Annotated in this window: 27 protein-coding genes; 8 read left to right on the forward strand and 19 right to left on the reverse strand. The window is 59.2% G+C overall.

The window, feature by feature from the left end; translation table 11 throughout:
• Positions 1–81 precede the first annotated feature (81 nt).
• On the forward strand, positions 82–438 hold the full coding sequence (locus tag ACR3FB_RS11920; protein ID WP_170554628.1) for a hypothetical protein: 357 nt from the start codon (positions 82–84) through the stop codon (positions 436–438).
• Here ACR3FB_RS11920 and ACR3FB_RS11925 read toward each other — a convergent pair.
• The 5 genes from ACR3FB_RS11925 to ACR3FB_RS11945 form a co-directional block, all read right to left on the reverse strand.
• A complete protein-coding gene (locus ACR3FB_RS11925) occupies positions 432–1,070 on the reverse strand; it encodes an SDR family NAD(P)-dependent oxidoreductase (protein ID WP_170554629.1) in 639 nt (212 codons plus the stop codon). The two genes, ACR3FB_RS11920 and ACR3FB_RS11925, sit on opposite strands and share 7 nt — an antisense overlap.
• Before the next feature lie 3 nt (positions 1,071–1,073).
• On the reverse strand, positions 1,074–1,529 hold the full coding sequence (locus ACR3FB_RS11930; protein WP_170471911.1) for a DUF1178 family protein: 456 nt from the start codon (positions 1,527–1,529) through the stop codon (positions 1,074–1,076).
• 72 nt (positions 1,530–1,601) lie between these two features.
• A complete protein-coding gene (locus tag ACR3FB_RS11935; RefSeq protein WP_480563596.1) occupies positions 1,602–2,063 on the reverse strand; it encodes an NUDIX hydrolase in 462 nt (153 codons plus the stop codon).
• A gap of 121 nt (positions 2,064–2,184) precedes the next feature.
• Complete coding sequence (locus ACR3FB_RS11940) at positions 2,185–2,928, reverse strand: EcsC family protein (RefSeq protein ID WP_425083848.1); 744 nt, start codon at positions 2,926–2,928, stop codon at positions 2,185–2,187.
• 53 nt (positions 2,929–2,981) lie between these two features.
• Positions 2,982–3,476, reverse strand: a complete 495-nt coding sequence (locus ACR3FB_RS11945) for a GNAT family N-acetyltransferase (RefSeq protein ID WP_480563593.1) — start codon at positions 3,474–3,476, stop codon at positions 2,982–2,984.
• 72 nt (positions 3,477–3,548) lie between these two features.
• On the opposite strand from ACR3FB_RS11945, the gene ACR3FB_RS11950 reads away from it, so the two are divergent.
• Positions 3,549–4,154, forward strand: coding sequence for a flavin reductase family protein (locus tag ACR3FB_RS11950; protein WP_170377900.1), 606 nt, complete (start codon positions 3,549–3,551; stop codon positions 4,152–4,154).
• A gap of 140 nt (positions 4,155–4,294) precedes the next feature.
• Here the strand turns inward: ACR3FB_RS11950 and ACR3FB_RS11955 are convergent, their stop codons facing one another.
• Complete coding sequence (locus ACR3FB_RS11955) at positions 4,295–5,929, reverse strand: SulP family inorganic anion transporter (protein WP_480563590.1); 1,635 nt, start codon at positions 5,927–5,929, stop codon at positions 4,295–4,297.
• Between the two features lie 218 nt (positions 5,930–6,147).
• On the opposite strand from ACR3FB_RS11955, the gene ACR3FB_RS11960 reads away from it, so the two are divergent.
• Positions 6,148–7,020, forward strand: a complete 873-nt coding sequence (locus ACR3FB_RS11960) for an S-methyl-5'-thioadenosine phosphorylase (RefSeq protein WP_419740939.1) — start codon at positions 6,148–6,150, stop codon at positions 7,018–7,020.
• 2 nt (positions 7,021–7,022) lie between these two features.
• Here the strand turns inward: ACR3FB_RS11960 and ACR3FB_RS11965 are convergent, their stop codons facing one another.
• On the reverse strand, positions 7,023–7,859 hold the full coding sequence (locus tag ACR3FB_RS11965; protein ID WP_480563588.1) for an alpha/beta hydrolase: 837 nt from the start codon (positions 7,857–7,859) through the stop codon (positions 7,023–7,025).
• Between the two features lie 167 nt (positions 7,860–8,026).
• Here ACR3FB_RS11965 and ACR3FB_RS11970 point away from each other — a divergent pair, with 167 nt between their 5' ends.
• Positions 8,027–8,656 carry a LysE family translocator gene (locus tag ACR3FB_RS11970; protein WP_480563586.1) on the forward strand — a complete coding sequence of 210 codons (630 nt, stop codon included), beginning with the start codon at positions 8,027–8,029 and terminating at the stop codon, positions 8,654–8,656.
• Here the strand turns inward: ACR3FB_RS11970 and ACR3FB_RS11975 are convergent.
• Complete coding sequence (locus ACR3FB_RS11975; RefSeq protein ID WP_170377890.1) at positions 8,653–8,826, reverse strand: hypothetical protein; 174 nt, start codon at positions 8,824–8,826, stop codon at positions 8,653–8,655. The two genes, ACR3FB_RS11970 and ACR3FB_RS11975, sit on opposite strands and share 4 nt — an antisense overlap.
• Positions 8,827–9,150: 324 nt before the next feature.
• Here ACR3FB_RS11975 and ACR3FB_RS11980 point away from each other — a divergent pair, with 324 nt between their 5' ends.
• Complete coding sequence (locus ACR3FB_RS11980; RefSeq protein WP_170477435.1) at positions 9,151–9,690, forward strand: adenine phosphoribosyltransferase; 540 nt, start codon at positions 9,151–9,153, stop codon at positions 9,688–9,690.
• Between the two features lie 170 nt (positions 9,691–9,860).
• Positions 9,861–10,343 carry a fasciclin domain-containing protein gene (locus ACR3FB_RS11985; protein WP_170377886.1) on the forward strand — a complete coding sequence of 161 codons (483 nt, stop codon included), beginning with the start codon at positions 9,861–9,863 and terminating at the stop codon, positions 10,341–10,343.
• 36 nt (positions 10,344–10,379) lie between these two features.
• Here ACR3FB_RS11985 and ACR3FB_RS11990 read toward each other — a convergent pair whose 3' ends face one another.
• The 11 genes from ACR3FB_RS11990 to coxB form a co-directional block, all read right to left on the reverse strand.
• On the reverse strand, positions 10,380–11,795 hold the full coding sequence (locus tag ACR3FB_RS11990; protein WP_480563584.1) for an FAD-binding oxidoreductase: 1,416 nt from the start codon (positions 11,793–11,795) through the stop codon (positions 10,380–10,382).
• Positions 11,796–11,833: 38 nt separating this feature from the next.
• Complete coding sequence (locus tag ACR3FB_RS11995) at positions 11,834–12,670, reverse strand: MBL fold metallo-hydrolase (protein ID WP_480525279.1); 837 nt, start codon at positions 12,668–12,670, stop codon at positions 11,834–11,836.
• 84 nt (positions 12,671–12,754) lie between these two features.
• A complete protein-coding gene (locus tag ACR3FB_RS12000; protein ID WP_480525281.1) occupies positions 12,755–13,339 on the reverse strand; it encodes a GNAT family N-acetyltransferase in 585 nt (194 codons plus the stop codon).
• Entirely contained in the window at positions 13,339–14,601 is a 1,263-nt protein-coding gene (locus ACR3FB_RS12005) for a M16 family metallopeptidase (RefSeq protein WP_480563582.1), read from the reverse strand. The genes ACR3FB_RS12000 and ACR3FB_RS12005 overlap by 1 nt, the downstream gene beginning before the upstream one ends.
• Positions 14,598–15,986 (reverse strand): threonine synthase, encoded by a 1,389-nt coding sequence (gene thrC / locus ACR3FB_RS12010; RefSeq protein ID WP_480563580.1) that lies wholly within the window; start codon positions 15,984–15,986, stop codon positions 14,598–14,600. Before thrC ends, ACR3FB_RS12005 begins: the two co-directional genes overlap by 4 nt.
• Entirely contained in the window at positions 15,983–16,660 is a 678-nt protein-coding gene (locus ACR3FB_RS12015; protein ID WP_480540036.1) for an SURF1 family protein, read from the reverse strand. Before ACR3FB_RS12015 ends, thrC begins: the two co-directional genes overlap by 4 nt.
• A 154-nt stretch (positions 16,661–16,814) precedes the next feature.
• Positions 16,815–17,630, reverse strand: a complete 816-nt coding sequence (locus ACR3FB_RS12020; RefSeq protein WP_170377876.1) for a cytochrome c oxidase subunit 3 — start codon at positions 17,628–17,630, stop codon at positions 16,815–16,817.
• 22 nt (positions 17,631–17,652) lie between these two features.
• Complete coding sequence (locus ACR3FB_RS12025) at positions 17,653–18,228, reverse strand: cytochrome c oxidase assembly protein (protein ID WP_480563578.1); 576 nt, start codon at positions 18,226–18,228, stop codon at positions 17,653–17,655.
• On the reverse strand, positions 18,228–18,389 hold the full coding sequence (locus ACR3FB_RS12030) for a hypothetical protein (protein ID WP_170462197.1): 162 nt from the start codon (positions 18,387–18,389) through the stop codon (positions 18,228–18,230). Before ACR3FB_RS12030 ends, ACR3FB_RS12025 begins: the two co-directional genes overlap by 1 nt.
• Positions 18,389–19,342 carry a heme o synthase gene (cyoE, locus tag ACR3FB_RS12035; protein WP_480563574.1) on the reverse strand — a complete coding sequence of 318 codons (954 nt, stop codon included), beginning with the start codon at positions 19,340–19,342 and terminating at the stop codon, positions 18,389–18,391. The genes ACR3FB_RS12030 and cyoE overlap by 1 nt, the downstream gene beginning before the upstream one ends.
• An 81-nt stretch (positions 19,343–19,423) precedes the next feature.
• Entirely contained in the window at positions 19,424–20,335 is a 912-nt protein-coding gene (gene coxB / locus ACR3FB_RS12040) for a cytochrome c oxidase subunit II (RefSeq protein WP_480563572.1), read from the reverse strand.
• 176 nt (positions 20,336–20,511) lie between these two features.
• On the opposite strand from coxB, the gene tldD reads away from it, so the two are divergent.
• Together tldD and dprA are read left to right on the forward strand one after the other, a co-directional pair.
• Positions 20,512–21,933, forward strand: coding sequence for a metalloprotease TldD (gene tldD / locus ACR3FB_RS12045; protein WP_480563570.1), 1,422 nt, complete (start codon positions 20,512–20,514; stop codon positions 21,931–21,933).
• A gap of 239 nt (positions 21,934–22,172) precedes the next feature.
• On the forward strand, positions 22,173–23,297 hold the full coding sequence (gene dprA, locus ACR3FB_RS12050) for a DNA-processing protein DprA (protein ID WP_480563568.1): 1,125 nt from the start codon (positions 22,173–22,175) through the stop codon (positions 23,295–23,297).
• The last annotated feature ends 22 nt before the right edge of the window (positions 23,298–23,319 follow it).

Genomic DNA, 23,319 nt, shown 5'->3' on the forward strand with positions numbered 1-23,319 from the left:
CAGATATTGCGTCAAGGGGCCGCTTTACTTTCCGAAAACGCAATGTCAGCCTAGCGCTAAAGCAATTCCAAGAGGTTATTCATGCTTCGTTTCGCAACCGTCCTTGCCGTGATCGCATCCCCAGCTCTGTCCCAGCAGGCCAGCGTGGCTGGCACCGATGGACAGAACGCGCTGGGTACTGTTCCCTGCGCCGGCAAAGCCGGTGATCCGCTGCAAAGCTGCAACGCCGAGCTGCGTCGCCGCGATGATGGCACCGCAACACTGGCCGTGATGCTGCCGGGCGGTGACGTTAGACGCATCTATTTTACCGATGGCATTCCGGATTCCAGCAGCTCGCCCTCACCGATCAACCATGAAGTTCGGGGCGACATCATGGTGATTTTCATCGAACCCGGCGAAGTGTATGAACTGCCCAAGGCCGCGCTGAACACTCAGTAGGCGTGAGGCTTCCCGTCGTAGGTTTCGAAACAACCTGTGTTGTCCAGCGACAGCGCATCGAAACGCTCCATCAGGCCGGCGACTGCCTGATCCACATGGATGTCAGCCGCTGAGCCACCCATGTCGGTCTTCACCCAACCGGGGTGATAAATGCCCACTGCAATCCCATCCGCCTTTAAGTCGGCCGCCAGATTACGCCCCAAATTCAACGCCGCCGCCTTGGAGGCGCGGTAGATGTAGCTGCCGCCCGGCGCGCGGGTGTGCGAGGCCATCTGAGACGACATGATCGCAATCCGTCCGCCAGCCGCGCGCAGATTGGGCAGCAATGACTGCACAGTCAGGAAAACGCCAGTTACATTGGCCGCAAAACTCTGCGCCCACATCTCGGCGGGGTAGTCATCAATGCTGTGACCTTTGTCCAAATAAACGCCTGCATTGCAAATCAATAGGTCGACGGGCTGCCCTTTTAGCTGGTCAGCCATGGCCGCTTGATGCGCCGGATCGGCTACGTCCAACTGAACCTCGGCGCTGCCATCACGCGCAGTTCCCGTGACGCCATGACCCTGCGCGCGATATCGCTCCGCCAGAGCCCATCCAATTCCCCGATTGGCTCCGGTAATCACGATATGCATAGGTCAGTTTGTCTTTCTGCTGGGAATAAAGGGCAGTGGCGCAACCGGCACCCCGTCTTCGATCAGGGATTTCGCCTCATCCGGTTTCACTTCGCCATAGATCGAGCGCTCGGGTGCCTCGCCCAGATGCATCTTGCGCGCCTCCGAGGCGAAGTCATGGCCCACATAGTCCGAGTTTTCTTCGACCTTGCGGCGCAGTTCGGCCAAGACACGTTCAACTTCAGTAGGGGTGCTGGTCACGTTGATATCATCCGACGACGGTTTTGGCATTTGCGCCGTCTTCTGAGCATCCCGCGCAGGCCGGACACGCGGAGTCATGATTGCCTTTTCAACATGCGCACATCCACATACCGCGCATGTCACCATGCCCGAGGCTGCCAGCTTGTCGTAGGCTTCGGCAGATTGGAACCAGCTGTCGAAACTATGGCCCTTGCTGCACTTCAACGCGTATTGAATCATGGTCCTTCCAAAATGTCGGTTGGAGAATAGATACCGACCGAAACTCCAATATCAAGTCTCTCAGTATTAAGTTTAGTGTATCCGGGCCGCAAACTTGCGCAAAATAGCGGCAAGATCGGGCGAGTTGACTTTCGATGCGGCCTTTTGAAGCGTACACCATTTGCGTTTCCGCTGCCCTGTCTCGGGAAACTGATTCTGAACCTGATCCACGTGCAGCGGGTAGACGTCCACCACGCAAAGAACCGGTCCACGCTTGGCGCAGGTTTTGGCCATCGAGAACTCGCCAAACTTGACCGGCACACATGTGCCAATCACGCCCGCCTCTTCCCACGCCTCCTGAGCCGCGGTTTCCGAGGCGCTTAACCCATCAATCAGCCACCCTTTCGGGATGATCCAGCGCTGCGCCCTACGGGAGGTGATCAACAGAACCTCAGGACGACCCCGCGCCAGCCGATAGCACAACGCGGCTGCCTGAGGCAGGACCGGCACCTGCCCCACATCGAGGTCTAGACTGGACGCCCGAGAAACTTTCATCGCGCCGCACTCACTTTCGCATCAGATCAGTGCCTGTATACCGCGTCTTCTGTTAAGCCTTTATATCGCGGCCTGTTAAACTTAGTATACCACATGATGCGGCAGCGACCAAATTTAACCGCTACATACGCGCGCTGAGCCTGCGAACCAGAACATCGTGCGAGATATCCGCGTCCATCGCCAACCGGCGCAAACCAAAGTGAACATGCGCGATCTGCTGGTAATACCGGGTGTAGATGTAGTTCGTCCCACCCCCCGCAAGCGCTCCCAGAACCGGTACGGATTGCGCCGCCAGTTTCTGCCCCAACACAACCGAGAGCTTTGGCGCCACAGCCGCAATCAGTTTGTGCATCGCAGGGCCTGTCAGCGTCAGTCGCACGGAAAAGAACCCCAAGTCCGCTCCGTCATCGTGTGACAAGGGACCCGCAGCAGCCAACACCCGAACACAGTCGAATTTCACGTTTTCTTCAGCCGGATCAAAGCCTTCGCGTGCTGCCGCGCCCTGGATTGAGCGCAACAGCATGGCCGTGGTCGCCGGCAACTCGACCAAGGCGGTAGACAGGCCACCCAATCCGCCCGCAGCGCCCATCGCCGTTGTCACGGCAGTGTTCACCCAAGGAGCCTGGTCCGGCATGACCTGCCGTGATCCTTGTGCTGCCTGCATCGCCATCCAAAGGGCTTTTTCGGTTGCTCCGGTCAAGCCGTCGCGCAGGGGTTCGGGCAGTTGGTCCAGCACGGATTCCGCCGACCCGCCCAAAGCGTTGAGCAGTTTGACACCCGCCCCACCGGCCGAGCGGTAGTGTTTCGCCAAGCGATCCAATTCCGCGTCCGCGTCGACACTGTCGATCAGTATAACATCCTGCATCCGAACCCTCCGTTCCTCAAAAGATCGGTATTTCAGCGCGGTGTTTCAATAGCTCAGCGCGTCCAGCGGGTTACGGCTCCGGTAATATTGTCCCACTTTCCGGGGCTCAGAGCCATGCCCAAAACACGCTCTGGGTTGGTTGGCGGAGGCATCTCAACCCCCGTCAATGGCGTGAAACCGAACCGGGCGTAATATGGCGCGTCGCCGACCAGCATGACACGATCCCAACCCATTTCCCGCCCCGTTTCAACGCCGGAATGGATGAGGTAACCGCCAAGCCCCTCGCCTTGATGCGTTGGATGAACCGCGACAGGTCCCAACAGCAAGGCGTCATGATCGCCAACGTGGATCGGCCAGAACCGGATCGCTCCGGCCAGAATTTCCTGCCCATCGCGTGCAACCAAAGACAAACCCGCCACTGGCGGCACATCATCGCGCAAACGGTAAGAGGAAAGCGCCTCGCGCCCCGGCGCAAAGCACAGATCATAGAGGGCTTCGACCTCCCACCAATCCTGCGGCTCTTCCGGCCTGATCGCGAAGTGCTGCACGCCTGCCCTCTTTTCCTAGCTGGCAATCGCCCTAGCACTTCGTTACGCCTTGGGCAAACGCTTGGAGACCATATGTTCTATCGCCCCGAAGACGGCCACGGCCTGCCGCACAACCCGTTCAACGCCATCATCACCCCGCGCCCCATCGGATGGATTTCGTCGCGCGACGCAAATGGGATCAACAACCTGGCCCCCTACTCATTCTTCAACGGGGTTGCCTACACCCCGCCACAGGTGATGTTTGCCACAACCGGAACCAAGCACGACCAGGACGGCGGCAAGGACAGCATCGCCAATATTGAGGCAACGGGCGTATTCTGCGTGAACATCGTAGCCTTTGCCCACCGGGATGCGATGAACGCCAGTTCAGCCGGACTGCCAAAGGAAACCGACGAATTTGCCCATGCCGGCCTGACGGCGGTCGAGTGCGAAACCATCGCTTGCTCACGCGTTGCAGATGCGCCTGCTGCGCTGGAGTGCAAGCTGACCGAGATCACGACCCTACCCGGTGAGGCAAACCGCGTTGTCTTTGGCGAAGTGACCGGGGTCCATCTGCGTGACGATTGCCTGAAGGATGGCAAATTCGACGTGACAACCTTCCAGCCTTTGGCGCGGCTTGGCTACCGAGACTATGCAGTTGTCACCGAGTTGTTCTCATTGAATAGGCCTGATGATTGAGGCCTGTCCTTAGGGGGCGCTGCCCCCACCGCCCTGCGGGCGACTCCCCCGAGATATTTCTAGCCAGATGAAGCAGAGGGATCCTTCATTCATCTGGCCAAAGAATACCTCGGAGCGCGAGGCAGAGCCTCGCAAATGATTCAGTGGCCGCCCAGGATGCCGGTACGGACCGAGTAGTCCACAGCCAAGCCGTAATCCGGGTCATCGTCGCTATCGACCATCAAGTGGCCCGCTTTGTTCAGCAGCTTGTGGCAGTCGTGGCTAAGATGGCGCAGCATCACACGTTTGCCCGCAGCCTCGTATTTTGCGGCGACGTTTTCGATGGCCTGCAGGGCGGATTGATCGACCACGCGGCTTTCGGCGAAATCCACAATGACCACGTCGGGATCGTTCGGAACGTCGAACAGTTCGACAAATCCGTCTGACGAGCCAAAGAACAACGGCCCCTGAATTTCATAGACTTTCGCGCCCTTTTCCGTCTCAGAGTCGCGGGTGACAGCATGGATACGTTTGGCGTTGTTCCAGGCGTAGGCCAGGGCCGAAACGATCACGCCGACGACAACTGCAACCGCAAGGTCTTCCATCACAGTAACGACAGTCACCAGAACAATCACGAAGGCGTCCATCAAAGGCACCTTGCGCATGATCTTGAATGAGTTCCAGGCGAAGGTCCCAATCACCACCATGAACATCACGCCAACCAGCGCAGCCAGCGGGATTTGCTCGATCAGCGGCGAGGCGAACAGGATGAAGATCAGCAGGAACAAGGCAGCCGCGATACCCGCGATCCGGGTACGACCGCCAGATTTCACGTTGATCATCGACTGGCCGATCATGGCGCAGCCACCCATGCCTCCGAAGAAGCCGGTGGCGGCGTTCGCGACACCCTGCGCGATGCATTCCTGCGAGGCTCCGCCGCGTTTGTTGGTGATCTCACCCACGAGGTTCAGAGTCAGCAGGGACTCAATCAGGCCAATGGCGGCCAGAATGACCGCGTAGGGCAAGATGATCTCAAGCGTTTCGAAGTTCAGCGGCACCATCGGGATGTGGAACGCAGGCAAGCCGCCCTCGATCGAGGCCAGATCACCGACACGCGGCACATCCAGACCAAAGCCGATCACCAGCGCTGCAACGACCAGAATACCCGCCAGAGGGGCCGGAATGATACGCGTGATCCGCGGCATGACCCAAATAACCGCCATGGTCAGCGCGACGAGGCCCAACATGGTATAGAGCTGTACGCCCGAGAGCCACTCGCCCCCGCTCATCCCGTGGCCGGTGTTTTCCATGGTTCCGGGGACTTTGAACTGGCCCATCTGCGCCAGGAAGATAACAATCGCCAGTCCGTTCACAAACCCCAGCATCACCGGATGCGGCACAAGGCGAATGAAACGCCCCCAATGCATCGCACCGGCAATCACCTGCAAAATTCCCATCAAAACCACGGTTGCGAACAAGTACTCGACCCCGTGCTGCGCGACCAGCGCCACCATCACGACCGCCAACGCGCCCGTTGCGCCCGAAATCATGCCGGGGCGACCTCCGATCAGCGCAGTGATCAGGCCGACCATGAAGGCCGCGTAGAGACCGACCAGAGGATGTACGCCCGCGACAAAGGCAAAGGCAACGGCCTCGGGCACCAGAGCCAGAGCGACGGTCAGACCTGACAGCAGCTCAATCCGCAGGCGCGACACGGTCAGGCCCTCATCGGGCACCCAACGGAGATCGGGCTTGGCAATACGGTTGGCAAAGCTTGCCAGCATGGCTCGGGGCATGGGACGGTCCTGTGGGTCTTTATGTTCGCGCGAAAGAGGGCCTTTTACCTGTCAAAGCACCCAAGAGATACCGCGACCAGCGGGACCCTGATATGCGTCAACCGCATAGCTTGACAACACAACTCGCTACGAAATGGTGCAAATGGCTGAGACCACTTGCCAATTTCGCCTGCGACCCGCAGAGTTTTCCCGCATGGATTGAGCAGTGGAGACCCAATGTGACCCAAACAAAAATCGCCGTCATCGGCGGATCAGGCATTTACGACATCGACGGGCTGGAAAATGCGGAGTGGGTCCGGGTCGATACGCCATGGGGGGCGCCCTCCGACGAGGTTCTGACTGGCTCATTAGACGGGGTCGACATGGTGTTCCTGCCGCGCCATGGGCGTGGACACATCCATTCACCGACCGAAGTGCCCTATCGCGCCAATATCGACGCGTTAAAGAGGCTGGGTGTGACGGACGTGATCTCGGTCTCGGCCTGCGGATCGTTCCGCGAGCATATGGCACCGGGAGATTTCGTGATTGTGGATCAGTTCATCGACCGGACCTTCGCACGCGAGAAAAGCTTCTTCGGAACCGGCTGCGTGGCCCATGTCAGCGTGGCGCATCCGACCTGCCCGCGCCTGTCGAATGCCTGCGAAGAAGCTGGAATAGCTGCAGGCATAACCGTGCATCACGGCGGCACCTATTTGGCGATGGAGGGGCCGCAGTTTTCGACCCTGGCCGAGTCCAAGATGTACCGCGAACAGTGGGGCTGCGATGTGATCGGCATGACCAATATGCCAGAAGCGAAACTCGCACGCGAAGCTGAGCTTTGCTATGCCTCGGTCGCGATGGTCACCGACTATGACAGCTGGCACCCCGATCATGGCGAGGTCGACGTGACCTCGATCATCGCAACCCTCACCGGGAATGCAGAAAAGGGCCGGGCCTTGGTCAAAGGGCTACCGGCGTTGCTGGGCCCGATCCGTACGCCGTGCCCGCATGGCTGCGACCGAGCCCTGGACCACGCGATCCTGACGGCCCCGGAAGATCGCGACCTGACCGTGCTGGCTAAGCTGGACGCGGTGGCGGGCCGGGTTCTGTAGCCTTACCGTGGCAACAGATTGTCCTGTACGGTCTGCCACAAGCCATGCGACCAGAGATCATTGTGGGTGCCGCCCTCGATCATGAACAATTCCGCTTCGCTTCCTTCGGCAAGCGCTGTTCCGTGATGTGGCGGGACCACGATGTCCTCGGTGCCGTGGAAGATCAGCGTCGGCACCTCGATCTGGCCGATAATGTCGCGTGTGGCGAACTTGTCGTGCATGAGAAGTGAGACGGGCAGCCAAGGGTAGCGCTCGGCCGCGACATCAACGGTTGCGGTAAAGGGTGCTTCCAAGACCAGAAGTTCCGCATCTGGGCGCTGCGCAGCAACAGCGGCCGCGACGCCGGTTCCAAGGCTCTGACCGTGGAGCACAACCGATTGGCCCTGTGCGATTAACTGGTCATAAAGGGCCAGACCGTCAGCGACGAAAGCGGCCTCGGACGGAGTGCCATCGCTGCCGGGGAACCCTCGATAACTTGGCGCGAGCAGACCGAAGCCGCTGTTCAGTATTTCACGCAGCCGGTCGGCGCGGTCTCCCAGATTGCCGCTTTGCCCGTGGAAAAACAGAACGGTCGGTGAACCCTCAACCACTGCAGGCGCGGACCAGACCATCAGGTCAGTGCCATCCGACATGGGCAGCGATAGGACCTCGACGTCCGCCAAACCGACCGCGCTAGGTTCAGGCAACACGCCTGATGGTTTGAAAAGCAGAGCGCGCTGATTCACATACATATAAGCCACGGCCAACACGTAGAGCGCCGCGATCACCGCAATCAGGACAAACGCGCCTTTTCTCAGCCGCGCTGTGTGGTCCTGCGTCATTTTCTGAGTCTGCTCCATCGGGGCCTCCGTTCAACCGTCTTTTCAGTCTGGGCATCAATGCGGGGGTTTCAAGAGAGATGTATCAGGCTTAATCCGACCTTTAGAATTTCTGGGCGAGGCTGAAACCGCTTGACGCCTGCCCTGTGTGAGGGCTTGCTGCGAGGCGAACAGGAGCAGGATGACCCATGTCTTTAGAACTCTGGCTGGCTTTTGTAGCCGCATCGACTGCGTTGCTTCTGATCCCCGGACCGACCGTGCTGTTGGTTCTCAGCTATGCGCTATCAAAAGGGCGCAGCGTGGCGGTTGCCTCGGCCACCGGAGTCGCCGTTGGTGATCTTGTCGCGATGACAGCGTCTCTGATGGGGCTGGGCGCTTTGGTTCTGGCCTCTGCCACGTTGTTTTCCGTGTTAAAATGGATCGGGGCCGCCTATCTGGTCTGGCTGGGCATCAAACTGTTGCGCAGCGCACCATCGGGCGGTTTGAACCCAGTCGATACAGGGCGAGACGTCACTGCGCGTGGAGTTTTCGGGCATGCAGCGGCGGTTACCGCCCTGAACCCGAAATCAATCGCCTTTTTCATCGCCTTCGTCCCGCAGTTCCTGCGCCCAGCCGAGCCCTTGGGCCCTCAATTCACGATCCTCATCGCGACCTTCGTGGGTCTTGCTTGGCTGAACGCTCTCGCTTATGCGCTTTTGGCTGATCGACTGCGGCTCATGATCGGGCGCGCTGGTGTGATCAACGCAATGACACGGTTCGGAGGTCTGGCTCTGATCGGTATGGGAGTGGCAACGGCTGTTCTGCGGCGACCCGCCTAATCGTCTGCGTGTTCCTTCATGAATCCGCGGATAAAGCGGCGGATTTCGCGTGCGGCTGACGTGTCCAGCTCTTTGCACAATTCGACAAAGGCATCACGTTCGTCCTTGTCCAGACGCAACACCAACTGACTGTTTTTCTTGGTAGAACCCTTACCGTCTTTCTTCGCCACGCGCCTTAATCCCGCAAACTACTTGATTCTCTCCGCGATGCAATGTATATACATAGCATATAGGATGTAGATATCGGGCACCTAACAACAAAAAAAGGATTTTGGCAATGAACCTTCATGCGGCTCAGGCATTTCTTTTGAGAGACCAGCGCAATTGGCGCAAACCTCACCTGTCCTGGCTGCCCGCCACGCTGTACCGGTACTACGGGCTATCAAAGGCCGTCCCGAACCGGCGCAGATAGGCGCAGGCAGCATTCTCTCCTTGCAAGGTTGACCCCAATGGGCCAAACACCCCCGCGTGTTCTGATGCCAAAGGGGTGCCTCATGTCCAGAAACAACTCGGTCAAGGATTACATCCGAACCATCGTCGATTTCCCTCATGAAGGGATCATGTTTCGTGATGTCACCACCCTGTTTGCCGATCCTCGCGGATTTCGCATGGCCATCGACCAGATGCTGCACCCCTATGCGGGCGAGCGGATCGATAAGGTCGTCGGGCTTGAAGCGCGCGGCTTTATTTTGGGCGGCGCTATTGCACACCAGTTGAGCGTCGGTTTTGTTCCCATCCGCAAAAAGGGCAAGCTGCCCGGCACCACGATCAGCCAAGACTACAAGTTGGAATATGGCGAGGCGATCGTCGAGATCCACGATGACGCCATCCAAGCCGGCGAAAAGGTCTTAGTCGTCGATGACCTGCTGGCAACTGGCGGCACCGCTGGTGCTGGCATCAAACTGATCGAGCGGCTGGGGGGGGAGATCATCTCTTGCGCGTTTATTGTGGATCTGCCTGAGTTGGGCGGGCGCAAAGTGCTTGAGGATATGGGCATGGATGTTCATGTCCTATGTGAATTCGAAGGTCTGTGAGCCGAAAAAAACTCACATATTAGTGTATTGAAATTTGAAACAGCGTTGGCTTAGCGCTGTTTAGCAACTGTTCAAGCCAATTCTTTGCGCTTAAGACGTGATCCTAACGAGTTGAGCGCCGTACCCCGATTGATGCTGCTTGAAGCATTTCTAATTTGGGAGACCACAAAATGTTCCGCAAACTCGCAGTCGCTAGCGTCGCAACGATCCTGTTGGGCACATCCGCAATGGCAGACGGTCATGGCAAAGACATCGTCGATACCGCCGTATCAGCCGGTAGCTTCGAAACCCTCGTCGCCGCCGTTCAAGCCGCCGAGCTGGTAGACACGCTGAAAGGCGAAGGTCCGTTCACCGTGTTCGCTCCGACGGATGAAGCATTCGCAGCCCTGCCTGAGGGCACAGTGGCCGACCTGCTGAAGCCTGAAAACAAAGACCAGTTGGTTGCCGTGCTGACCTATCATGTAGTTCCGGGCAAAGTGATGTCGGGCGATCTGTCCGATGACATGACCGCAGCCACGGTACAGGGCGGCGACATCACGATTGATCTGGATTCGGGCGTGATGGTGAATGACGCCAACGTCGTTCAGGCTGATATCGAGACATCAAACGGCGTGATCCACGTGATCGACAAGGTCATTCTGCCCGCGTCGTAAAGCAATCAGACACGGTCCGGACTGCTCGGGCCGTGTCTACGCCTTCAGGATCGCTCCGGGATTCATAATTCCTTTTGGGTCCAACGCAGCCTTGATCCCTCGCATTGCCTGAAGTTTGACGGAATCGCCATAGCGCTCCAGATCATCTACTTTCAACCGCCCCACCCCGTGTTCCGCGCTGACCGAGCCGTCAAACGCGTGAACCAGATCGTGAATCGCGCTCTTCACCGCTTTGCGCTGATCCTCAAAGGCATCGCGGCTCTGGCCCTTGGGCGGGAAGGCGTTGTAGTGCAGGTTACCATCGCCCAAATGTCCGAAACAGTTGATACGGAACGGACCTAACGCGCCGATCACCTCGGCCCCTTGCCGAATGAACTCGGGGATGATCGAGATCGGAACCGATATATCATGGCTCGAGACGGACCCGATCAGGCGGTTGGCCTCAGGGATACGCTCACGTACAGCCCACAGCGCGCGGCGCTGCGCCTCGCTCTGGGCAATCACGCCATCTTGGACAAGGCCCCGAGGCTCCGCAGCAGCGAAAATCGCCTCCAAACGCTCAGACGCGGTCTGCCCGGCCGCCAATCCAAGCTCGATAAGCACGCTCCATTCGGGCGGCGTATCGAATGGCTGGCGAACATCGGGCAGCACCTCGGTCAGGAAATCCAACCCTTGCCGGTGGATCAGTTCAAACGAACTGACCGTCTCGCCCACCAAATCGCGCGCAAGGGCCAGCAGGTCGATCGCGGCCTCGGGCGAGGCCACTTGAAACATCGCTGTCCCAACCTCAGCCGGACGTGGAAACAGCTTAAGGGAGGCGGCGGTTATGATCCCCAGCGTCCCCTCGGACCCGATCAACAGATTGCGTAGATCATAGCCCGTGTTGTCTTTTCTCAACCGGCTCAGCCCATGCCAGATTTCACCGCTGGGCAACACCGCTTCTAGCCCCAGACATAGATCACGCGCATTGCCATATCGCAGCACATTGACACCCCCGGCATTGGTCGCAAGGTTGCCGCCGATCCGGCATGACCCTTGTGCGGCCAGAGACAGGGGAAACAGCCTGTCCGCTGCCTCTGCCGCGGCCTGCACGTCCTCAAGAACGGCGCCAGCCTCGGCAATCATTACGTTTTCAGTTGGATAAACCGCGCGAATGGCGGTTATACGCTCCAGTGAGATCAACAAAGGTGCCGGACCAAAGGTCATGACCTGCCCACCTACCAAGCCCGTGCCGCCGCCATAGGGCACAACCGGCACGCGCGCACCCGAGGCAAGCCGCACCAGCGCCGCCACGTCCTGCACGTTGCGCGGCAGGGCCAACAACCCAATTTCGCCCGCAAACCGGTTGCGCGGCTCTTCCAGGTAACGTTCAGAAACCGGACGCAACACATCATCGCCCAATTCAGCGCGAATGGCGTCAGCAAGCTTGGCATCTGCGGGGTTCAAATCCATTCGCCTTCCTTGCCCAACATGCGCGCGACCGGCAAGCCCTATTCCAGATCGATCAGATATTGCGGCTCTAGCACGACAACTGTGGGCCGGTCCGGCAAACTGCGCAGCGAGACGGTCAGCTCTGACACACCTTCGCGTACAACCGGGAAGTCATTGCGAATATCGACTAGAAAGCGATCCAGCGAGAAACCGGAAAACCAATGCATGGGAATAATCACCGAGCTTTTCAGCCGCTTGAGGACCGAGATCATCTCGGGCAGAGGCATGGTTGTCCCGCCATCCACGGCCGCCATCACAACATCCAGACGCCCCAAAGCAGCAAACTGTTCGTCCGAGGGCACGTGATGCAAATGCCCCAAATGACCGATGCATAGCCCTTCGACCTCGAACACGAAAATCGAGTTCCCCTTCTCCTCGACCCCACCATAGGACGACCGGATATCGGTCGAGACATTGCGCACCAGCATCTCGCCCAGATCCAGATGATGGTCTATCCCCTGCCCGAACTCACCCCACCCCGGCAGCACATGGGGAATGGCCGGGTCGGGATGCGCCGTCCAATGGGTGCTGTGCGCGTGGTTCATCGTCACGACATCGGGGATCAGATCGGCACTGCCGATGAACCCGGTGAAATCCGTGACCGCGTTCAGCCCACCCGCAGTCTGGATCAGAAAGGAGGCATGCGCGACATAGCTGATCCGCACCGAAAACTCCGGCACCGGGTCCTGCCACGCGGCTTTGTGCAGATATTCAATCCCAGGTGCTGCGTCGGCTATGGCTATACAATGGCTCGGCCGCCGCTCCTGCGCCGCAGCCGCACCCGAGAGAAATACCAATACAGCCACAATCCAGCGCATAGGAGGAGTGTAGCGCATCCCTCCGCCAAGTCATGCCCCTTGTTCATCTGGCCCAAAATATCCCGGGGGAGGCGCGGCTTGCCGCGACGGGGGCAGAGCCCCCTAGCCTGCGTCCGTCCTGCCCCGCCGGTCCGACCTCAAACTGGCGTAGAGAACATGCGTCCGCCACCGCCCGTTGATCTGCAGATAGGACTGCGCGACACCCTCGTATTTGAAACCCGAGCTTTCCAGCAGCCCGCGAGAGGGCTTGTTTTCCGGCAAGCAGGCCGCCTCAATCCGGCTCAGATCAAGACGAGTGAAGGCGTGATGAACGACCGCTCCGATAGCCTCGCGCATGTAGCCGTTGCGCGCAAAACTCTGCCCAGTCCAATAGCCCAGCGTTCCAGCCTGCGCAGGACCGCGGCGGATGTTGTCCAGTGTGATCGCCCCCACCAGCACGTCGTCTGAGCGGCGGAACAGAAACAACGGTATCGCGGTTCCGCTGGCGACCGAGCGCTGCGCCCAATAGACCCGGTTGGTGAAAGACTTGCGGCTTAAATGGTCCTGCGCCCAGATCGGCTCCCAGGGGGTCAGGTACTCCTCTGAAGCGCGGCGCAGAGCGGCCCATTCGTTGAAGTCCGAATGCACAGGCGGGCGCAGCCTGAGCCGCGCGGTTTCAAGTCTCAGCTTGCGCCTGCCCAACAGCATCACGCCGCACGCCTCTCCTGCAGTTCTGCCAAGGACGGCGCGTCTGAGACCGGACCATAGAGCGCCAAGGCCGCCGGGGCCTGAACGGCCATACGTTCAGCGAAGGCCCGGACATCCTCGGTACTGACGGCATCAATCTTGGCGACGGTATCTTCCAACGAAGGCACCCGCCCCCAGATTTGCACCAGACGCGCCAGACGCTCGGCCCGGTTCGAGGGGCTTTCCAGACCCATCAGCATCCCGGCTTTCATCTGCGCACGGGCGCGAGCGACCTCTTCTTCGCTCATGTCATCGGCAGCGCGCTTCATCTCGTCAATCGTGATGGTTGCCAGCTCTGCGACCTGATCGGCAGACGTCCCCGCGTAAATCGTGGTCGTGCCGGTATCCGCATAGGCCCCGGTCTGCGCAAAGATCGTGTAGCAGAGCCCGCGCGACTCACGCACTTCCTGGAACAGGCGTGAGGACATGCCGCCGCCCAACGCCGTCGAATAGATCTGAGCGGTATAGATCCCATCGTCGCGATAGCCGGGGCTTTCCAGCGCCAGAGCAAAATGAGCCTGCTCCAGATCCTTTTCTTGCCGGGCTTCACCACCGGTGAACCGAGCGGCCTCGGGGATCAGACCTTTGCGCGGTTGCAGATGACCGAACATCTCTTCGGCCATTTTCATCAGTGCGTCATGATCTACGGCGCCCGCCGCAGACAGGATCATTTGTTCGGGGCCATAATGCTCGGCTACGAAGCCGGAAAGATCCTCTCGCGAGAAGGAACTCACCCGCTCGGTCGGCCCAAGAATGGTGCGGCCGAGTGGCTGATCGTGATAGCTTTGTTCCTGCAGCCAATCGAAAATCACATCGTCGGGCGTATCGTAAGCCTGCCCGATTTCCTGCAGGATCACGCCACGTTCAACCTCAATCTCGCGCGGATCAAAAACCGGGTTCAGAACGATGTCACCGATAACGTCCATCGCCAGCGCCACGTCATCCTTCAGAACACGGGCGTAGTAGGCCGTCACCTCGCGCGAGGTATAGGCGTTGATGTACCCACCTACATCCTCGATCGCCTCGGCGATTTGCAGCGAAGAACGCCGCTCGGTTCCCTTGAACGCCATATGCTCAAGGAAATGCGCAATCCCGTTCTGTTCGATCCGCTCATGCCGCCCGCCGGCGGTCACCCAGATGCCGATGGCTGCCGATTGCAGCCCCGGCATATGTTCACTGACGATACGAAAGCCGTTCTTCAGCTGGTCTTGTCTGACTGTCACTCAGCGATATGCCTTCTGATATGATCCTCGAGGGCACCCAGATCATTGGCAATCCGCGTCACCCGTTCCGGACGTTCATACAGATCAGACATGCGGGATGGAAGAGGCGGATGTTCCCCGCTCGCCTTCTCGACCGCCGCCGGGAATTTCGCTGGGTGCGCGGTGGCCAGAGTGATCATCGGCACATCTGCTGCGCGGTGGTCCTCAGCCACTTTGATGCCGATGGCCGAATGCGGGCAGACCAGCTCGGCACTATGGGCCAGAGTGTGCTTGATCGTCTCAAGCGTCTCATCCTCGGAGACGCGGCCCGAATCAAAGCTCTCGCACAGGGCCTCCATCGCGCCTTGGCTAACGTTGAAGCCACCGGATTTCAGCTCATCCATCAACTGAGCGACCGCGCTGCCATCCTCGCCATAGGCATAGTACAAGGCGCGTTCGAAGTTTGAGCTGACCTGAATATCCATCGACGGGCTGATCGAGGGGATAGTCTCGCCTTTGAAATAGCCCTCACCCGATAAACAGCGGTGCAGAATGTCGTTCTGGTTGGTCGCCGCGACCAGACGGTCGATGGGCAGGCCCATACGTTTGGCCAGATAGCCAGCGAAGATGTCCCCAAAATTGCCTGTTGGCACGGTGAAGCTGACCTTGCGATGCGGCGCGCCAAGGCTGACAGCGGCCGAGAAGTAGTAGACGATCTGCGCCAGAACGCGGGCAAAGTTGATCGAGTTCACGCCCGCCAGTTTGACCTCATCCCGGAAATCGAAATCGTTGAACATATCCTTCAACGCGGCCTGACAATCGTCAAAATCACCATCCACCGCCAGAGCATGCACATTGCTGTCCGCAGGGGTCGTCATCTGACGGCGTTGCACCTCAGACACCCGTCCGTGCGGATAGAGGATGAACACATCCACCGCATCCAGCCCCCGAAACGCCTCAATAGCTGCCGAGCCGGTATCGCCACTGGTCGCGCCAACGATGGTCACGCGGTCATTGCGGCGCTTCAGGGCCACCTGGAACAGCTGACCGATCAGCTGCATGGCGAAGTCCTTGAAGGCCAGAGTGGGCCCGTGGAACAGCTCCAACAAGAAGTGGTTTTCGTTCAACTGCTTTAGCGGCGCGCGGGCGTCGTGGCCGAAGCCTTCATAGGCGCGGGCGATGATCTGTTTGAACTCATCCTCTGCGAAGGAACCGCTGACATAGGGCCACATCACGCGGAACGCGATCTCCTCGTAGGAAAGGCCGGGCATGGCGGCGATCTCATCATGGCTGAGCGTTGGGATTTCGGCGGGTAGGTACAAGCCACCGTCACGGGCCAGTCCAGTCAGCATCGCCTCTTCAAAGCTCAGTTCAGGCGCTTGGCCACGGGTCGAGATGTATTTCATTGCGGGTCACTCTCAGAAGGGGCGCGATTGCGCCACAGGAAGTATCCGGTCATCGCGGCCCAGACGAGGGCCAGTCCAAACCATGTGATTGCATATTGCAGGTGATCATTGGGAATCCCGGCCGTGTCGACAGGCAGTGGGGTTACGCCTGGATCGGTCCGAGATCGGGCGATCAGCAGAATCGGCTCAGCCCCCAGAGCGGCAGCCAGATTGGGCACGTCGCGGGCAAACCAGATGTTGCTGTCTATATCGGCATCGGGCGTGTAGCTGTCGATCTCATCGGGCCAATGCAGGTTGCCTGTCACCTCCATCGGACCGGTCAAACGATCGGTCTGCTTGGCCGTGGTTGGCACAAACCCCCGGTCCACCAGAATGGTACGATCCTCGGTGCTGAACGACTGGATGATACGATATCCGGCCCCGACCTGCTTGACCGAGACCAGAACGTGGATCTCGCCTGGCTCCATATCACCAGAGATCGTCACAGGCAGATATTTGTCCTCATCCTCTGACACCTGTTGCGGCAGAGGAACCGGTTCAGCCGCGATGCGGCTGTCAATCTCGGACAGAATCTCTTGTTTCCACGCCAGACGCTGGACCTGCCAAGTACCAAGCCACAGCAAGACGCCCAAACCGGCGAGACTGAAGATCAGCAGAAACAGAGTGCGGCGCATGGAAGGACTATCGCTCGTTGCAGGAACCGGCGTCTTGTTAAGGGGGGCAGGCACGAGAATGCAACCACGCAATTGTATGGGGCGCAATCTTGCCCTCGAAAATGCGAAAAAGCCGCCCCGAAGAGCGGCTTTTGCAGTTCAAAAACAGTGTCGCTTAGAACAGCGGCGCCTGTCCCCAGATGTAGACTGCGAAGAACAGGAACAGCCAGACCACGTCAACGAAGTGCCAGTACCAGGCTGCGGCCTCGAAACCGACGTGCTTCTCGGGGGTGAAGTCCCCTTTCAGCGCACGGATCAGACAGACTGTCAGGAAAATCGTACCGATGACCACATGGAAGCCGTGGAAACCGGTTGCCATGAAGAAGTTCGAGTAAAACTGGTCACCGCCAAACTGCCAGTCCTCATGAGCCAGCAGTTCGTAATATTCAAACGCCTGAAGCGCCGTGAACAGGATACCCAGCACGATACCGATGGCCAGACCGTTGATCAGCGCCTTGCGGTCATTGTCGTGGACCAGAGCGTGGTGCGCCCATGTAATGGCACAGCCCGACAGCAGCAGAACCAGCGTGTTGATCAGCGGCAGGTGGAACGGGTCAACCGCGTGGATATCCGGCTGGATATATTCGGTGCCAGCATAGTCGTACATCGGGTACATGCGATGTTTGAAGAACGACCAGAACCAGGCGAAGAAGAACATCACCTCGGACATCACGAACAGGATGAAGCCATAGCGCAGACCGATGCGCACAACCGGCGTGTGGTCGCCTTGGCGGCTTTCCACCACAACTTCGGACCACCAGGCGAACATGGTGTAAAGCACGGCAACGAGACCGGCCCAGAAGAGCCACGGGGTCACACCGTGCATCCAAAGGACGGCTCCGAACAGCATCACAAAGCCACCGACAGCGCCGATCAGCGGCCAGATCGACGGGGCCAGAATGTGATAATCATGGTTTTTTGCGTGTGCCATCAGCGTCCCTCACCTAAAGGCGTTAGTTCGTGTTTGTGTCTTCCTGCGTTTCAAGGGCGGCATAGCCCTCGGGCAGGTCAATTTCGTAGAATGTATACGACAGAGTAATCGTATGCACATATTTCGCTTCAAGGTCTTCGACCATTTCCGGATCAACAAAGAAGCTGACCGGCATCTCTACCCGCTCACCGGGTTGCAAAACCTGCTCTTCAAAGCAGAAACAGGCGATCTTCTGGAAATACCCACCTGCCGAATACGGCGCGACGTTGTAGGACGCCTGTCCGGCAATCGGGCGATCAGTCGGGTTGTAGGCCTCATAGAAGGCCAGCCCGGTTTCACCGATGCGCACCTCCATCTCACGCTCGACGGGCTTGAACTCCCACGCCATGTCCTTGGCTTTTGATGCGTCGAAACGGACCGTCACTTTGCGGTCGAGGATATCATCAGGCGCGGCTTCGGCGACGCCGGTGGTGCCTCCGAATCCGGTAACACGGCAGAACCAGTCGTAAAAAGGCACAGCCGCCCAGGCGAGGCTGCCCATCATGACAACCACACCCACGGTTTGCACAACAGTTTTCTGAGGACCGGACAGAGCCATCAGTTTTGCACCTCCTGCACGGGTTGACCCAGGCTGGTGCCCGAGACCTTGACGATTGTGAGGCCGAAGATGATCACGATGAAGGCCGCAAGTGTCAGGCCAACACCCAGGTTTCGGCTGAAACGACGTTGGTGAATTTCATGGCTTTTGCGCAGGCTCATCACCACCCTCCCAAGCCGTAGGGTTTCAGCAGCGCCTCAACCAGAATCGCGCCAAAATGCAGGAACAGGTACAGCAGAGACAGCTTGAAAAAACTCCGCTCGACCTTGAAATTGTCTGCTTCCGCGTCGTCTTCGGTGCGGCGCGAGATCTGCCATGCGCCGCGCAGGAACAGGGCGTTCAGCACCAGGGCAACCGCCAGATAAATCGGTCCACCGATGTCTGAGAACGCGGTGCCAACGGCCAGAACAGCCAGAAGGCCGGTGTAAACGAGAATATGCTTACGGGTCGCGCGACGACCATGGGTCACGGTCAACATGGGCACGCCCGCATCGTCATAGTCCGAGCGCATGAACAGCGCCAATGCCCAGAAATGTGGAGGCGTCCACATAAAGGTCAGAGCAAACATCAGCCACGGCTCAAGCGTCATCGACCCGGTTGCGGCAACCCAGCCGATCACCGGAGGGAACGCCCCTGCCGCGCCGCCGATCACGATGTTCTGCGGCGTCGAGCGTTTCAGCCACATCGTGTAGACCACAACGTAGAAGAAAATGGTGAAACCCAGAAACGCGCCGGCGAACCAGTTGGTCGCAAGGCCCAGCATGATCACCGACAGGCCGGACAGCGCCAGACCCAGCGATAGCGCCTCGCCTTCCTGTACCTTACCAGCGGGAATCGGGCGTCCCTTGGTCCGCTTCATCACCCGGTCGATATCCGCATCCCACCACATGTTCAGCGCACCAGATGCACCGCCGCCAATGGCGATGAACAGGATGGCGCAGAAACCCACGAACGGATGCACCGACGCCGGAGCCGCCAGCAAACCGACCAGAGCCGTAAACACGACCAGAGACATCACACGCGGCTTCAGCAGGGCGAAATAATCGCCAAAGCTGGCCTCATCCGCGTATGCCTTGGCGGTCGATGTGCTGGCATTGATGCTTGCGTCGGTCATCTCGGATCCTTTTGGGGCGAAAGCTGCGCGATTTAACGCGCAGCTAACGAGTATTCTAAGGCGCGAACGCCCAGTCTACGCTCAGTTCGAGGCCACTTGGAAGTTTTGCGGCGTGCCCGCATATTCCTCGATCGCGCCGTTCAGCCACTGTTCATAGGCCTCTTCGCTGACCACTTTGACGGTGATCGGCATGTAAGCGTGGTCCTTGCCGCAAAGCTCGGAACACTGGCCGAAATAGACGCCCTCTTTGTCAGCTTCGAACCACAGCTCGGCCAGACGACCGGGAACGCCGTCCTGCTTCACACCGAAGGACGGGATCGTCCACGAGTGGATCACGTCAGATGCGGTAACCTGCATCACGATGACCTTGCCGACCGGAACCACAACTGCGGTATCGGTGGCCAGCAGCCATTCGTCGTCGCTGTAGCCCGCATCAGCCAGTTTGGCGCGCATAGCGTCATCCAGAACGAAGGGGGTCACATCCGCGTCTGCAGGGCGTGCGCCTTCATCAAGCGTGGCGGGGTGGCCAAGCAGGTAGCTGTCGAACGCGAAATCGTGATCAACATATTCGTAAGTCCAGTACCACTGGTTGCCGACCACTTTGATGACCACATCACCTTCGGGAATTTCCTGCTGCTTGAAGAGAACCGGAAGGGAGAAAGCGCCGATGAACACCAGAATCAGGATCGGACCCAAAGTCCACGCGATCTCAACCGGGGTATAGTGCGAGAACCGCGCCGGTGTCGGGTTGGCGCGCTTGTTGTAGCGCACGATGCAGTAAACCAGCAGGGCCGCAACAAACACGCAGATTACGGTGATGATCACCAGAATCATCGCGTCCAGCCTGTGAATCCCGTCTGCAAGGCTGGTCGCTGCGGGTTGAAAGCCCATTCCACCGTCAACCGGCTTGCCAATTATCTCAAGCTCCTGAGCCATGGCGGGAAGGCTGGAGAGGGCCGTAGCAAGCCCGGAAAGCATCAAAGCATTCTTCATGTCTTGTCCTGATCGTTTGATCTTTGCGTCTCTGGCGAAAAGGTATGAATCGGTGAAACCACACCCGTTGTCTTTGGCCGCGTTAAAAACCATATTCCTGCGGGTAGATAAAGCAAAATGCTTGCGTCAAACAGACGCTATTTTTGATCTGGATCAAACCGGAAAGGTCACAACCCATGACTCAGGCCCCGTTTCGCCCTTTTGAAAGCGCTCTTCCACATGATGAAGCGCTCTCCATTTTGCAATCGGCGACAGCCGGGGCCGAGGACGGAGAACTGTTTGTCGAACGGCGGAAATCCGAGTCTCTGGTCTTTGACGATGGTCGATTGAAGACCGCATCCTACGATGCCTCAGAAGGATTCGGGCTGCGCGCCGTTCAGGGTGAGGTTGCAGGCTACGCACATTCGACGGATGTTTCGATTCCCGCATTGAAGCGCGCGTCCGAGACAGCTCGGCTGGCCGTTGGCGAAGGAGGGGGCACCTTGGCCGAGGCCCCTATGGCAACAAACAAACGCCTCTACACCGATGAAGATCCCATCGAAACCGCCAGCTTCCCAGTCAAGGTTGAGACCTTGCGAGAGATCGACGCATTCGCTCGCGATCTGGACCCCCGCGTCGTGCAAGTCAGCGCGACCATCGCCGCCGCGGTGCAAGAGGTCGAGATCCTGCGCCCCGACGGTGTGCTGGTGCGCGACGTGCGCCCGATGACTCGGGTGAATGTCTCGGTCATCGTCGAGCAGAATGGCCGCCGTGAAAGCGGCTCGGCGGGCGGTGGTGGCCGTGTCGGCCTGAGCGGGCTGATCGACCCGGCCGACTGGCAGAACAAGGCGCGAGAGGCCCTGCGGATCGCGCTGGTCAACCTCGAAGCCGTCCCCGCCCCGGCCGGAGTGATGGAGGTCGCCTTGGGCCCCGGCTGGCCCGGTATCCTGCTGCACGAAGCCATCGGGCACGGGCTGGAGGGGGACTTCAATCGCAAGGGCAGCTCGGCATTTGCGGGTCTGATGGGGCAGCAGATTGCGTCCAAAGGCGTGACCGTTGTGGATGACGGCACGATTGCTGACCGGCGCGGCTCGATCACTGTAGATGACGAGGGAACGCCAAGCTCTCGGACTGCGTTGATCGAGGACGGTATCCTGACTGGGTACATGCAAGACCGCCAGAACGCGCGCCTGATGGGCGTCGCCCCTACCGGCAATGGACGGCGCCAGAGCTACGCGCACAAACCGATGCCGCGCATGACCAATACGGTGATGCTGGGCGGCGATGCAGACCCGGCCGCTCTGGTTGCTGATATCAAGGACGGGATCTGGGCCGTGGGTTTCGGTGGCGGTCAGGTCGACATCACCAACGGCAAATTCGTCTTTTCCTGTACCGAGGCCTACCGGGTCGAAAACGGCAAGATCGGCGCTCCGGTCAAAGGCGCGACGCTGATCGGGGATGGACCCTCTGCGCTGAACCGCATCCGTGGGTTGGGCAACGACATGGCGCTGGATCCGGGAATGGGAACCTGCGGCAAGGATGGTCAATGGGTGCCGGTAGGCGTCGGCCAGCCGACGGTTCTGATGGACGGGCTGACCGTCGGAGGCTCCGCCGCCTGAGTCGGAATCACCTGAAGTACGAAAGGCGCAGGGTTAACGCTGCGCCTTTTTGCTAGAGGGGCCGAGGTCAATTGGAAATTCAACCCACGCATCTTAGTGAGGTTTTTGTTTATATAGTTCATATTGTTAGCGGCGTTCCCCAATGGACTCACTAAGAAAATTGCATCTAATTTTCGACGATTTACAGGCTGTTAACCCCGACACCCGTAAACCAGTTCTGCAATCAGGCGGAGCATCGGATGACCGAAGAGCAGCATTCTTCCAATCACCCCCCACTCCCACCCACCACGGAAGAGGATCGGTTTTCGTGGCTCCGCCTGTTGCGCTCACGCAAGGTTGGTCCGGCGACGTTTCGTCGGCTGCTAAGCGAACATGGCTCAGCGCAGAACGCGCTGGCCGCGCTGCCTGAAATGGCACGCGCTGCCGGAATAAACGGGTATGAAATCTGCCCTCCCGGCGTGATTGAGGCGGAACTCAAGGCCGCACAAGCCGCCAAAGCGCGGCTTGTGTGCCTTGGGTCCGCCGATTTTCCAATAGCTCTGCAGGATGTATCTGACGCGCCGCCGCTTCTTTGGGCCGTTGGCGATCTTTCCATGCTGCAGAAACCCGCAATCGCAATGGTGGGCGCGCGGAATTGTTCCTCGCTCGGCGCGCGTATGGCGCGTGGTCTGGCGAAAGAACTGGGCGATCTCGGCCATGTTATTGTCTCTGGTCTTGCCCGAGGGATCGACACTTCGGCCCATCTGGCCGCGCTGGACACTGGCACCATCGCCGTGATGGCCGGAGGGGTCAATGTCATCTACCCAGCCGAGAACAGCGAACTGGCGCATAAGATCGGCGAGACAGGCCTACGCCTGTCCGAGCAACCTATGGGGCTGACACCACAAGCCCGCCACTTTCCGCGCCGCAACCGGATTATTTCGGGGCTGGCTCAAGCGGTCGTGGTGGTTGAGGCCGCGGCTAAGTCCGGCAGCCTGATCACCGCGAGGGATGCGCTGGACCAGGGGCGCGAGGTTCTCGCCGTGCCCGGCCATCCGTTCGATGCACGGGCCTCTGGATGCAATTTGTTGATTCGGGACGGCGCGACCTTGATCCGGTCTGCGGAAGATGTGATCGAAGCCCTGCCCAAGGGAGAGAACCTCTTCCAAACGCGTAGTGAGCCCCCTGCTCCGCACACATCGGCACCCGCTGTAGCGCTGCACGATCAAATCCTGCAACGACTCGGCCCATCGCCCATCGCCGAGGACCAACTGCTGCGCGATATCGCCGCTTCGGCCGGTGATCTTGGTCCCGCTTTGGTAGATCTGGAACTTGAAGGGCGAATCCAGCGCCAACCCGGTGGGCTTTTGTCTCTAGCGAGCTGAAAAGGGCGTATCGCCACGCGGC

It is taken from the genome of Ruegeria sp. AO1 (genome assembly GCF_056535985.1).